The sequence below is a fragment of the Pseudoalteromonas sp. OF7H-1 genome (assembly GCF_022347825.1).
Classification (GTDB): Bacteria; Pseudomonadota; Gammaproteobacteria; order Enterobacterales; family Alteromonadaceae; genus Pseudoalteromonas; species Pseudoalteromonas maricaloris.
This window is the reverse complement of the sequence record NZ_JAKRFX010000009.1, coordinates 175125-187886: the sequence shown is the minus strand read 5'-3', so window position 1 is coordinate 187886 and position 12762 is coordinate 175125. Positions and strand designations below refer to the sequence as shown.

At 44.4% G+C, this 12762-nt stretch carries 13 protein-coding genes; 5 read left to right on the top strand and 8 right to left on the bottom strand.

Annotation, left to right across the window (positions count from 1 at the left end; all coding sequences use genetic code 11):
* Nucleotides 1-74: 74 nt before the first annotated feature.
* The 8 genes from MHN30_RS13295 to pspF form a co-directional block, all read right to left on the bottom strand.
* Complete coding sequence (locus MHN30_RS13295) at nucleotides 75-1202, bottom strand: nuclear transport factor 2 family protein (protein WP_130163761.1); 1128 nt, start codon at nucleotides 1200-1202, stop codon at nucleotides 75-77.
* Between the two features lie 69 nt (nucleotides 1203-1271).
* Entirely contained in the window at nucleotides 1272-2300 is a 1029-nt protein-coding gene (locus MHN30_RS13290) for an AraC family transcriptional regulator (RefSeq protein WP_239359944.1), read from the bottom strand.
* Nucleotides 2301-2319: 19 nt separating this feature from the next.
* Nucleotides 2320-3081 carry an ABC transporter ATP-binding protein gene (locus tag MHN30_RS13285; protein ID WP_045989988.1) on the bottom strand — a complete coding sequence of 254 codons (762 nt, stop codon included), beginning with the start codon at nucleotides 3079-3081 and terminating at the stop codon, nucleotides 2320-2322.
* A complete protein-coding gene (locus MHN30_RS13280; RefSeq protein ID WP_010606731.1) occupies nucleotides 3066-4073 on the bottom strand; it encodes an oligopeptide/dipeptide ABC transporter ATP-binding protein in 1008 nt (335 codons plus the stop codon). Before MHN30_RS13280 ends, MHN30_RS13285 begins: the two co-directional genes overlap by 16 nt.
* Nucleotides 4073-4966, bottom strand: coding sequence for an ABC transporter permease subunit (locus MHN30_RS13275; RefSeq protein WP_010371175.1), 894 nt, complete (start codon nucleotides 4964-4966; stop codon nucleotides 4073-4075). Before MHN30_RS13275 ends, MHN30_RS13280 begins: the two co-directional genes overlap by 1 nt.
* Nucleotides 4953-5987, bottom strand: a complete 1035-nt coding sequence (locus MHN30_RS13270) for an ABC transporter permease subunit (RefSeq protein ID WP_239359942.1) — start codon at nucleotides 5985-5987, stop codon at nucleotides 4953-4955. The genes MHN30_RS13275 and MHN30_RS13270 overlap by 14 nt, the downstream gene beginning before the upstream one ends.
* Nucleotide 5988: 1 nt before the next feature.
* On the bottom strand, nucleotides 5989-7572 hold the full coding sequence (locus tag MHN30_RS13265) for an ABC transporter substrate-binding protein (RefSeq protein WP_239359963.1): 1584 nt from the start codon (nucleotides 7570-7572) through the stop codon (nucleotides 5989-5991).
* A 26-nt stretch (nucleotides 7573-7598) separates the two neighbouring features.
* Nucleotides 7599-8690, bottom strand: a complete 1092-nt coding sequence (pspF, locus tag MHN30_RS13260; protein ID WP_130163764.1) for a phage shock protein operon transcriptional activator — start codon at nucleotides 8688-8690, stop codon at nucleotides 7599-7601.
* A gap of 182 nt (nucleotides 8691-8872) precedes the next feature.
* Here pspF and pspA point away from each other — a divergent pair, with 182 nt between their 5' ends.
* The 5 genes from pspA (at nucleotide 8873) to MHN30_RS13235 (ending at nucleotide 12724) form a co-directional block, all read left to right on the top strand.
* Complete coding sequence (gene pspA, locus MHN30_RS13255; RefSeq protein ID WP_010371188.1) at nucleotides 8873-9532, top strand: phage shock protein PspA; 660 nt, start codon at nucleotides 8873-8875, stop codon at nucleotides 9530-9532.
* Between the two features lie 77 nt (nucleotides 9533-9609).
* Nucleotides 9610-9843 (top strand): envelope stress response membrane protein PspB, encoded by a 234-nt coding sequence (gene pspB, locus MHN30_RS13250; protein ID WP_010371190.1) that lies wholly within the window; start codon nucleotides 9610-9612, stop codon nucleotides 9841-9843.
* Entirely contained in the window at nucleotides 9840-10241 is a 402-nt protein-coding gene (gene pspC, locus MHN30_RS13245) for an envelope stress response membrane protein PspC (RefSeq protein ID WP_010371193.1), read from the top strand. Before pspB ends, pspC begins: the two co-directional genes overlap by 4 nt.
* Before the next feature lie 48 nt (nucleotides 10242-10289).
* A complete protein-coding gene (locus tag MHN30_RS13240; RefSeq protein WP_130163765.1) occupies nucleotides 10290-11702 on the top strand; it encodes a YcjX family protein in 1413 nt (470 codons plus the stop codon).
* The gene (locus MHN30_RS13235; protein ID WP_239359940.1) at nucleotides 11699-12724 is read left to right on the top strand and encodes a TIGR01620 family protein; all 1026 of its coding nucleotides are present in this window, start codon (nucleotides 11699-11701) and stop codon (nucleotides 12722-12724) included. The genes MHN30_RS13240 and MHN30_RS13235 overlap by 4 nt, the downstream gene beginning before the upstream one ends.
* Nucleotides 12725-12762: the final 38 nt, after the last annotated feature.

Sequence of the window (12762 nt, the reverse complement as noted above, 5' to 3'; positions counted from 1 at the left end):
TTTTTAGATAGCAGAAAGGCGCCAACACGGCGCCTTTTTTATTCCTTGTGACTACTTAAGCACAGGGATTGGTATTATTGAATATGTTCAAGTACGGTGCTTGCAACCGCTTGTGAAGACTGATAATTCTGCCCCGTCACTATGCGGCTATCTACCTTGATAAAAGACGCATTCCGCTCCCCATACTCAAAACTCCCTCCCAGCTCTTCCACTTTAGGCTGAATTTGAAAAGGAAAATGCTTGAAATAGGCTCTATCTGGATTTTCAAATGCGGTAGGGTAACCGGTAATTTGCTTTCCTTTGATGAGATACTCGCCATTTTTCAAGCGCAAATTAACGATACCTGCTGTGCCGTGGCATACTGCGGCAACAACACCATGGTTTTGTTCATATATATGCATAGCTATATGTTGTAGAGTAGGGTTTTCCGCTACTTCGTACATGGCATTGCTGCCGCCAACATAATAGATTGCCGCATATTGGCTAGGGTCGACTTCAGCTGGGCGCATTGTGTTGCTGAGTGCATACATATAGTCAGGTTGGTAAAGGTACTTTTTATGTTCACCGTTTGAAGTATTTATATAGCTCAGGTTTAAAGCGCCACCTTGTGTGCTGACGAAATCAACAATTAGTCCAGCTTGGGTAAATACGTCATAGGCACTGAGTAGTTCTTCGAAGCTCGTGCCAGCTGGCAGCTGACTATCGCCGTGAAAGGCCTTGCTTGATGCGACAATGAGCACTCGGCGACCTAAGTTCGTTACTTGCTGGGAAGTTAGAGTGGTTTGCTGCGCAGATTTACTGATGATTTGCCATGTGCCAGCTATTTTCTTTAGGAGTAGGTGGTCGATGTACTGTACGTTTGACTTCAATATATCAATACGGATTTTGGCCTGTGCAAGGTGGTCATTCACGCTGATATTTAGAATTTTGGCGCGCCTGCCAGTGTCTTTTTTCGAGCCTTTATACCAACTCAAATACTCTTTCAACGGGACTTGCCACATCGCTTGGTCTGACTTTTCTAAAATAAGCATCGCGTCGGGATGAAACGCTTTTCTTATCACTTCAGGCTGGTTATTGGCGGTGCCACTGATGTAGTGGTTTAATGTAGCGGTAATTTTAGCGGTCTCATCCTCAAAAGCGACAGCGCTGCTGGTTTGGATAAGTAGCAAAAATAACAATGGTACTAGTTTTGATAGGGTCATAAGTTTCTCCTGTAATGACTCAGAAGAAACATAAACTTATTTAATTAAAGCAGTCACCTAGAGTATATTTTAGGAGTCTGAGAGTATGTTTTCGGAGTGCTTAAAGTTATTTGGAGAGTACCCTGTGAGCTTCTTAAATGCGGCAAAAAATGTGGATGCAGAATTAAAACCACACTCCAGTGCAAGGTGTTCCAGCGGCATGTTGGTGCTCGAAAGCAAGTGTTTCGCATATTCAACTCTCAAGCCATTGAGATATTGTTTAAAGTTACAATGATAGTGGCGATTTACTATTTGCGATAATTTGTTGTGGCTCGTGCCTAATCGTTTGGCTAATCGGGGTAGCGTTAAATCCGGCTCAGTAAATAGCTTGCTTTCTGACATTAGCGACTCCAGTTTGGCTATGAGCTGATTGTACTCATCGTCGCTTATGTGCGTATTGGCATATTTCTTTTCATTAGCAGTTGGTTTTCGTAGTAATTTGGGTGCGAAAAGGATACTTAAATAGAGCACAAAGCTGAAGGTGAGTGCTCCTGTGATGTAAGAAGTGAATGACGAAAAGAAATACGCGGCCCAAATGAGCCAGCAACCGCAGATAACAACCATAGATAGATGAAACTCGGCGTTGTTATTGGCGCTTTTGGCCGTAGCTAGACGATAAAAAGTATAAGAACTTATCAGTAAATAACCTAGCCAAAAATAGGATGTGCCTTTGTAACCCCACGTTTGCCAAATTTCAGGGTGAAGCTGATAGGGCATGAATATACCAAATCCAATAATAAAACCGCTTAATGCCAAAAAGTGTATTGTTAGATAACGATTTTTGGTTTTACTGTAGCTTGCGAGTACAAAGTTGAGCAGGCAGGGACCAAGCAAAAAGTAGGCACTCAAACCTATTTGCAGGATCGTTTTATCCAGCTCTGGGTTAAAGTAAAAAAGGACTGATTTACCAATTCGAATACAAAGTAAAATGAGGAGCACCGACACCCAGCGCAGTGCTTTTGCCTCCTGAAATTTTACTAGCAGTAGGGCGCCGAGAATAAAGCCGTTAAATACTCCAACTAGTGAGAAGAAAAATAACAGATGGGCACTAAAATCCACTTCTCATTCCCTCGCGAAATTAAGCTGACAGCAGCTTCTGCATGGTTTTAGATTTTGGCGTATTGAACACACACTCCGTTTCGCCATATTCGACAACTTTGCCGCGATTTAATACCAAAATCTCATCACTCATATGACGAACCAAACTCAAATGATGTGTGATAAGCACATACGCAAGTCCCGTTGCTGCTTGTAGCTCTAGCAGCAGATTTACGGTTTGTGCACGTACGGATGGGTCTAATGATGACAGCGCTTCATCTAGTACCAGCACTTTAGGGTCTAAAATAAGGGCTCTCGCTAAGGCAACCCGCTGTAATTGTCCGCCACTAAACATATGAGGATAATAGTCTATGTGTTCGCCAAGTAGCCCGACTCGGCCGAGTGTGATGCGGATTTTCTTATAACGCTGCTCTTCGGTGAGTTCAGTATTGTATTGCAGGCAATCATCAAGCATATCCCCAATGGTGAGACCCGGGTTGAGCGAGCGAGTTGGGTCTTGAAAGATAAGGCGAATAGTACGGCAGTCATGATTGCGAATACCAGCGTCTTCTACAATTTGGCCGTTTAGTAATATTTGTCCTGAGTCTGCCATGTCGGCACCGGCAAGTACTTTGGCGAGCGTACTTTTACCAGAGCCAGTCTCGCCTATGATCGCGAGGGTTTGTCCGGGAGCAAGCGCAAACGACACATCTCTGAGTACCTGCAACGAGCGGCGTCTGAACAGTCCTTGACGAGAAGTGTAGGACTTGTTTAAAGACTGTACTTTTAAGACGGGTTGCATTTTTGCTTCACCTTAATTAACGGAAAGTGGCAAGCGTAACTATGACCATGCGAGCGACTTTGCCTTGGCGTGACGACACATTCTTTTTGCGCTTGAGGGCATCTCGGGCCCAAGCGGCATCCTATGGGTAAATGCTGTAATGGGGGAATAGTGCCTTTCAAGGCATAAAATGCTTCTTTGTGACCGAGTCCTTGACCAAAGTCAGGTAAACTCTTAACCAGCGCCTGGGTGTAGGGATGCAATGGCTGTTTAAAAATAGCCTGAGTAGGGCCTGCTTCAACCATCTGTCCGCAGTAGAGCACATGCATTGCATGGGACCAGTCGGAGATCTCTTCCAGCTCATGCGAAATCATTAATATCGACATGTTTTTAAGTTGGTTTAATGCCTTGAGCAATCGAAATACTTGCGCGCGGGCGGTGCTCTCAAGTGCAGTGGTTGGCTCATCGGCAATAAGTAGTTTAGGGCTTCTGGCGATGGCCATCGCAATCATGATTTTTTGGCACATTCCCTCAGAAAGCTCATGTGGGTAACTGCTGCAGATCTTTTTATCGTCTCGGATCCCAGCTTTGTGCAATAGTGCTCGAACCTTTTCTTTTCGTGCTTTTCTACGACCAAAAAAGCCACCTTTTAAGACGCTATCGGGAATAGACTCCGCGACTTGGTCGAAAATAGTGGCGGTCGGGTCAAGGCTTCGACTTGGCTCTTGGTAAATCATCGCAATGTCTTGGCTGACTAGCTTTCTGCGCTTTTCTGAAGATAAACGCATCAGGTCAACACCACGCCAGTGCATGCGATCTGCGGTTACTGTCCAGCGCTGATTGAGCACCCCCACAATGGCCTTGGCGATTAGACTTTTACCAGAGCCAGACTCACCGACAAGCGCATGCACTTCGCCTTCTTTAAGGCTAAGGTTGACCTTATCAACCGCGCGAATAACACCGTCTTCGGTACGTAGTTCAATGGTGAGGTTCTTAATGTCTAGTAATTGCATTAATCTGCCTTACGTTGTTTCAGCGCTTCACGCAGTCCATCGCCAACTAAGTTGGTAGACAGTACTGCCAAAAAGAGCAATACACCTGGGAGGCCTACAGTCCAAGGCGCGAGATAAATTAAACTTAAGTTTTCTTGTAAGATAGCACCCCATTCGGTAGATGGAGGCTGCGCACCGAGCTTTAAGAAACCAAGTGCGGCAATATCCAAAATAGCAGTCGACAGCGCCATGGTGAAGATAACCACGATATGCTCGTAAATGTTAGGCAATATGCCACGGACGAGCAATTTCCAGCGTGTTGCACCATCAAGCTTAAAGGCAATGATATAGTCTTTACTCAGCTCAGTGACCACTAAGTTTCTAATCGAGTGGATGTATTGTGGCAATAGCGCGAAGATGATCGCCCACACCGTATTCATCAAACCTGGCCCCAGTATAGCAATGATGATAATGGCCAGCAGTAACGAAGGAATGGCGAGCGTAATATCCAATAAATGATTAAGAAAGCTAGATTTCAAGCCTCGGCTGGCGCCAGCAAGCGTACCAAGTACGACGCCGAGTGCCGTGGTAACCAAGGCCGCAATGATAGATAAACCAAACGTGTATGTTGCTCCGTTCATTAAGCGCGACAAGATGTCTCGCCCCAAATCATCTGTACCAAGTATAAAGCGCACATCGCCATCATCATGCCAAGAAGGTGGCAGTAACAGGGCATCAGCATGCTGCTGGTTAACACCATAGGGCGCGATCAGCGGAGCTGTTAACGCCAATACCGTTAAGGCAACAAACAGCCACAAACCCACTAGCGCAACGTGATTTGAGCGGAATTTACGCCATAACCTAAATAAAGGTGAGCGATTAGACTCTTCGGTAAATAGATTAAACTTTGCCATGAGCCTGATTCCTTGCGAGCGGGTCGAGTATCGAGTGAATAAAATCAGACAACATGTTGGCAATGATAACGAAGAAAGACACCGCGAGCAGTCCCCCTTGAATAGCTGGGAAATCACGTTGATAGATGCTTTCAATCAACCATCGACCGATCCCAGGCCAAGAGAATATCACCTCAGTGATCATCGCAAGTGTGATGAGCGTGCTAAATTGGAGACCAATTTGTTTTATCACTGGTAGCAGCGCATTTCTCAGCGCGTGGTGAATGATAAGCTGGCTGCGATTAAGGCCTTTTGCTCTAGCCGTTTTAATATAGTTCTGGTCGAGGACTTCGAGCATAGAATCGCGAGTAAAGCGGATCAAAACTGTCGTTGGGTACATAGCCAGCACAACGGTTGGTAGCGCTAAATGATGAAGTGCATCCCCAAATGCGGCACCGCCATAGGGGAAACCTTCAAGGTAAATATCAATCAGAATAAAATGAGTAACGGGCTGTATTTCATAAAGTAAGCCAATTCTACCGGACATGGGAAAAAGCCCTAGACCCAGACAAAATGCCATAATGAGCAGCAGGGCTAACCAAAAAACTGGAATGGAAAATCCCATCAAGCTTAATGAGTTAATGAGCTTATCTGGCCACTTTTTATGATAAGCGCTGGCTATTACTCCACTTGGTACACCAATCACGACAGCAACCGTCAAAGCATATAAACACAGCTCAAGCGTTGCTGGAAATAGATGTTTCACATGAGAAAGCACGGGCTGGCCCGATGATAAGGATAAACCCCAGTCGCCTTCAAACATACGAGCCATAAACGCGCCATATTGCACAAAGATATTTTCTTCAATACGGTATTTTTCAACTAGCGCCTGCGTTTGGGCATAACTTGAGTTGACTTCGCCACTGAAGTTAGTGATCAACTCACCTGGAAACAGATAATTGAGGGCGAAAGTAAAAATAGTTAGGGTAAACAACATAAAGCAAAGCAAGCTCAGTCGTCGATAAGCATATTTTGCGAACATGTTAGTCTCTCCTTGCCTCAGCGAGCGAAATACCACCAAATGGACGTAGTGAGACGCCCTTGATATCAGAGCTAGTTGCTTGGAACCTTAGCCCGTGCGCAATTGGAACGAGAGGCAGCTGCTCAATGACCATTTTTTGTGCTTGCTGATAATAGTATTTTCTTTCTTCCATATCGTTGGTGTCTAACGCTTGGGTGAGCAATAAGTCAAACTCCGGATTACACCAGTTGGAAGGGTTTTTGCCACTAAATGTCGCAGTGCAGCTCAGTAATGGGCTGAAGAAATTGTCTGGATCAGGCGTATCTGCTGCCCAGCCTAGTAACACGCTATCGTGCTCATGGCGGCCAACGCGTTCTATAAAGGTATTCCATTCGTACTCAACGATCCTGGCATTAACGCCAATATCACGTAAATCACGTTGAATAAGCTCTGCCATTTTCCGCGCGTTAGGATTGTAAATTCGCGACACCGGCATGGCCCATAAGGTCATGGAAAAACCATCCTCAAGACCCGCTTGTTTCAAATACTCTTTGGCTTTTTCAGGGTCATATGTTGGCATTTTTTGTTGCGCTTCAAATGCCCATGAAGAAGGGGGAAGCATTGAGCGGGCTAAAATCCCATTGTTGTAAAATACCGCTTGCATGATTTTTTCAAAATCTATGCTGTGCGCAAGCGCTTTGCGGACTAGCGGATTATCAAATGGTGGTTTTTCGGTGTTGAATGCCCAGTAACCTATATTCAGATTTGCAGCCTTTTCAACCTCTATGTCTTTTCTTTGCTCAAGCACGGTGAGCTGGGTAGCACTGGGGTGCGCCGTAATATCACATTCTTTAGTTAGCATTTTCGCGATGCGGCTAGTGCCATTGGTGGTGATATCGTAGACCAATTGTTCCATGTATACCGGGTGTTTCCAGTAATGCTCATGGCGATAATATCGGATCAGGTTATCACGTAAAAATTCACGGTACTTATACGGACCTGTGCCGACGGGCTTTTGATCAAAATCTTGCTTATGTTCAAGCTCTATAAGCTTATCGGCATATTCTTTAGAAAGAATGACGGCGAAGTCAGTGGCGATATTGGATAAAAAGCTACTTTCCGCGTTGAACAGATCAAAGCGAACGGTATGTTCATCCACTTTTTTTACTTGGCGGATCAGTTGGTCGAGTCCAATACTTTGAAAATAAGGATAATTTGCATCACCAACAAAGTGGTACGGATTGTAAACATCAAATAAACGGTTAAATGAGAATACCACATCATCGGCATTCATTTTTCTTGTAGGGGTGAAATAGAGGGTATCGTGAAATTGAACATCATCCCTCAGGGTAAAAGTGAAAGATTTACCGTCTTCGCTGACCTGCCAAGACGTTGCCAACTCTGGTAAGAATTCGCCGCTTTCAGGATCAATACTGATCAAGGTGTCATAAAGCTGATTGGCAATAATATCAATCGTAGACCCTGTTGTGGTCACTTGTGGATTAAATGACACAGGGTTCGCCTCTGCACAATATACTAAGCCTTGTGACTTATCATTCACTTTATTTGGCGCCTGATCTGTACAGCCAAATAAAGCGGTACACAGCACACCAAAAAACAATTTACGCACCACTATGCCTCTTGTTTTTGGTTTTGGTCCAGTAGGTTGTATTTTTTCAAATAACCTCTTAGTTGATGATACGTCAAACCAAGGTTTTGTGCAGTTTTCTTTTGATTAAATTGACTAAATTCAAGTGCTTTTTGCAGCATTGTGATTTCATAGTCGTTGGAAAGCGATTTTAAATCACAAGGGAAGTCGAATTCGAGGGTTGGATCTACCCGCTGTTCGTTACTCGGTTGCGCAGCAGGCAAAGGCTCAACTTTATGAGTGGTTGAAGTTGTTGGCTGGGCATTTGGCGCTTTGATCCGTTGACTCGGCCTAAATGGGCTAGCAAAGGGGTCAAACACAATATCATGAACCGGAATTTGGTCATTGCCATGACGATATAAACTACGCTCCACCACATTTTTGAGCTCTCGTACATTACCGGGCCACGGGTAATCAAGCAGTTTCTCGATGGCTTTACGGGTAAAGCCGCTAAATAACTCCCATCCTAAATCCCGAGCCATATTTATCGCAAAATGTTCGGCCAATAATAAGATGTCTTCTTTTCTCGCTCTTAATGGCGGTAAGGTGATGACATCAAATGCGAGGCGGTCCAATAAGTCGTGTCTGAACTCTCCAGCATCGGCAAGAGAGGGAAGATCTTCATTGGTAGCGCATACCAGTCGAGTATCTACTTTTACAGTTTGCTTGCCGCCAACTCGCTCGAACTCGCCGTATTCAATTACACGCAAGAGCTTTTCTTGCACCATTGCAGAAGTATTGGCTAACTCATCCAAAAACAGTGTGCCACTGTTAGCGCGTTCAAATCGACCTTCATGGCGCTTGCTTGCACCAGTAAAGGCACCGCTCTCATGACCAAATAACTCACTCTCTAAGAGGTTTTCGTTTAGGGCTGCGCAGTTAAGTTTGACGTATTCCTGATCCCACCGCTCTGAGAGATAATGCAAACGTGCCGCAATTAACTCTTTACCTGTGCCACGTTCGCCAATAATAAGCACGGGCTTTTCTAAAGGAGCGAGCTGTGAAACCTTGTCTAGCACAGCTAAAAAGCTGTCAGATTGGCCTAATAAATTATCCTGTTGGCGAAAACGGCTCATATTGCCTAACTCTTAGTGGTTTTTACTAATAACTAGTGTATTTCAAAAAAAGGGATAACTAAAGGCTTTTTAAAAATAAAATAACCTTATGATTTTATTGTGTTTTTAATTTTGTTAAAGTTGGCAAGCTATTTGATACATAGAAGTAAGCAATTTAGCTATTAACCAAAGAGGTACCCACTATGGGAATTTTTTCTCGTTTTGCAGACATAGTGAATTCTAATATCAATGCTATTTTGGATAAAGCCGAAGATCCAGAAAAAATGGTTCGCCTAATTATCCAAGAAATGGAAGATACACTAGTCGAAGTAAGATCGACCTCAGCAAAAACACTCGCTGAGAAAAAGGAGTTAACACGCCGTCTAGATCAGCTAAAAGCACAGGTAGATGATTGGCAAACCAAAGCAGAGCTTGCACTAAGTAAAGAACGTGAAGATTTAGCACGTGCTGCTTTACTTGAAAAGCAAAAGTCTGCGGAGGATGTTGCAGCCCTTGAAAAAGAGCTAGAGCATGTAGACACGCACATTGAAAAGCTGCAGCAAGAAGTCAGTACATTACAAGATAAACTGGCCGACGCAAAAGCGCGCCAAAAAGCGATTGTACTACGCCAGCGCTCAGCAGAATCTCGTTTAGAGGTGAAAAAGGCACTAGACAGCAGTAAAGTAGATGATGCCCTAAATCGCTTTGAGCGTTATGAGAGCAAAATCGATGGCCTAGAGTCACAAATCGAATCTTACGATCTAGGTAAGAAATCTTTAGCGGATGAGATTGCTGATCTGCAAAAGAACGAAAAGATTGACGATGAGCTTGAACAGCTGAAAAAGAAAATGGCTGAAAAGTGAAAATAGTCGCACCTACTGTCAGGGTAGGTGCTAACCAACTACAATAATAACAGCTAGGTTGAAGGCAGGAGAAGATTATGTTTGACGCAGAAGTTTTGATGGCTCCGTTGATTATTTTTATGGTCATCGTGGCACCACTTTGGTTAATTTTGCACTACCGTAGCAAAAAGCAAGTAAGCCAAGGGTTAAGTGAACACGAGCATCGTCAGCTTATCGAATTAGCCAGCAAGGCAGAAAAAATGGCAGATCGTGTTGAAACGTTAGAAGCTTTACTTGATCAAGAGTCACCACAATGGAGGCGCAAGTTATGAGTAGACTAAAGCGAGAGCTATATCGTGACCCAAGTCGCGGCAAGGTAGCCGGAGTATGCGCAGGTCTTAGCGATTATTTCAACATGGAGTTATGGCTTGTTAGGATCTTATTCATCACGGCCGTGCTATTATCAGGTGGTCCATTATTTATCGTCGTGTATGTGGCATGCTGGTTTATTTTAGATAAACGTGAAGTGACACCAAACCGTTCGCCTGATGCAAAAGATGAAGATAAAGTATCGGTGAAGTTTAAGGTGTGGCAAAAAGGCGAGCCGCCAAGACAGGCACTTTACGACCTAAAAGACAGATTATCACGACTTGATGGTCGCATTCAGAACATGGAACGCTACGTAACTTCCCCTGAATTTACGGTTAGCAGAGAAATTGACAAGCTATAAGGCGGTATTGGCCGCCTTGGCATTTTCTTGAGGGGCACTTTTCTACTTATGACTACGTCACGTTTTCGAACCCCATCTTCCTTAGATAAGTTAAAACAACAAGCCAAAAAAACGCTCCACCGCTCTTTTGATAAGCATATCAAGCTTGCCGTAACCGGGTTTAGTGGCAGCGGAAAAACCGCATTTATCACGGCTCTTATCAAACATCTGACTACTCAAACGAGCACCGACAACTTACCGTTTTTAGATGTCGTGAGTGAAGGTCGTCTTGTTGCGTGTCGCCCTGAGCCCCAGAAGGCGCTGGCGGTACCAACTTTTGACTATCAACAAGCAATAACTTGTTTGTTGGAAGAGCCGCCAACATGGCCTGCGTCGACCAAACGTATCAATACCTTAACCCTAGCGTTTAGGTATCATAGTGAACGTGGACTCAAACAGCACTTAGCGCAAACCCATACACTATACCTTGAACTATATGATTATCCAGGTGAATGGTTAATGGACTTACCGCTACTTAAAATGACTTTTCCCGAGTGGTGTGAACAGCAATTTGCATTATTAAATAAGCCAAAATATCAGCCATTTGCACAAACGTTTTTACAGCTCCTCGAGCAGTTTGATGGGACGGAAGCGGTGGATGAAAGTAAGCTGAAAATGCTTGCACAAAGTTACCATGCGCTTTTAGCGCAGCTGCAGCGGGACACTCGTTTATCTAACTTGCAACCTGGCCGAGCGTTGATCCCGGGTGACCTTGAGGGAGCGCCAATATTGCTGTTTTTCCCGGTACAAGTTCACCCAAACGACATTACCGAGCATTCACAATATCAACAGCTTGTGGAGCGTTTTGAAGCCTATAAAAAGCAAGTAATCGCGCCATTTTACAAAGATTACTTTTGCCAGTTTGACCGCCAAGTCGTGTTAGTTGATCTATTGGGTAGCTTAAGTGATGGCTACGACACACTGAAAGAGCAAGAAGTTGCGTTAAAGCAGATCCTCGCCATGTTTTCTCATGGTAAAAGTGGCTTTTTGTCTCGTTTATTTAACCCAAAAATAGATAAGGTGCTATTTGCCGCCAACAAATGTGATGGGGTCTTGAACGAGCAGCAGACCAATTTGACAAGGTTGTTAAATGAAATGCTGGTGGACAGTGCCAATGAGCTGCGCTTCAACGGGGTCACTGTGGATACGATGTCTCTTTCTTCGGTGAGAAGTGTTGAGTCAAGGGCGGTGAAAGAGGAGATGCAACATGTGCAATGTATCTACGGCAAGCCAGTCGGCGAGCAGCAGTTTATTAATTATGTGCCACCAAACCCGCCTGATCACGTTCCAAAAGCGCAGGCTTGGCCCCAAAATGGATTTGAGTTTTTAGCGTTTGAGCCGCTACCTGCGAGGCAAGGAAACTTATCGCATATCAGGCTTGATCATGCTTTGCAGTTCTTAATTGGAGATAAATTAAGATGACAGATCAGACAAAATCTTACCAAGGTTCGGGTAGGCGCTTAAACATCGACGCTGAAAGCCAAAATGAGTCTCAACATTTGGGTGGTGAAGGCAAAGTTCTCGGCAATGAGCTGGTTGTGAGTGAAAGCCTTGATACTGTGCCAGAACCCGAGTTACCGAAAATTGAACGTATTTACGAATCGCCTTGGCGATTTGGGTTTAAGCAGAGCTTTTTGCTTGCGCTATTAATACTTATCATTGTGGAAGCAGCACTGACCTTGATAGAGAGCTATGAGCAAAATATTCTGCTGTTTAGTCTATACACCACCGTGTTGTCTCTTGGTTTATTGGCGCTATTTAAATTCTTATTTTCAGAAGTCATCGCACTTAGCAAGCTTAAACAACATCAGCAAATTAAGCATGATGCCCAGCGCTTATTACAGAGTGACCAAATTGGCGAGGCGCGAGCTTGGCTTGCACCACTATTAAAAGCGCATCCAGAGCAAAAGGTTGCCGCATTTGAAGAGGCATTACAGCCTCACCACACAGACAAAGAAGTCATCACTTTATATGAAAAAACCTTGCTCCGAGGCCAAGATGCTGAAGCTAAAAAGCTAATTCAAGAGCATGCGACAACATCGGCGCTCTTAGTTGCTTTAAGTCCACTTGCACTTGTGGATATGCTGGCGGTGCTTTGGCGCGGAGTCGTGCTGGTAGAAAAGATCAGCAAACATTATGGTATTCGATTAGCGTATCGCAGCCGCATCACCTTATATAAAATGTTGTTGAAGCAAATGGTATTTGTTGGCGCAAGTGAACTGGTAAGCGACCTTGCTGCGACCAGTGTGGGGGCTGAATTACTTGGCAAGCTTTCTACCCGTTCGGCACAGGGCCTAAGTGCCGGGATATTCACAGCCCGTTTGGGCTACAAGGCGATGGAACTTTGTCGACCATTGCCACGTTTGGAGCACAAACAAAGCCTTTTGAAAAGTGCGATTAGCTCAGTCGTTGATGTGCTACTAAAGCGTAGCAAAAAAGATTAAACGGCAACAATTTTATACACCTCTTTAAGTAAAACAGG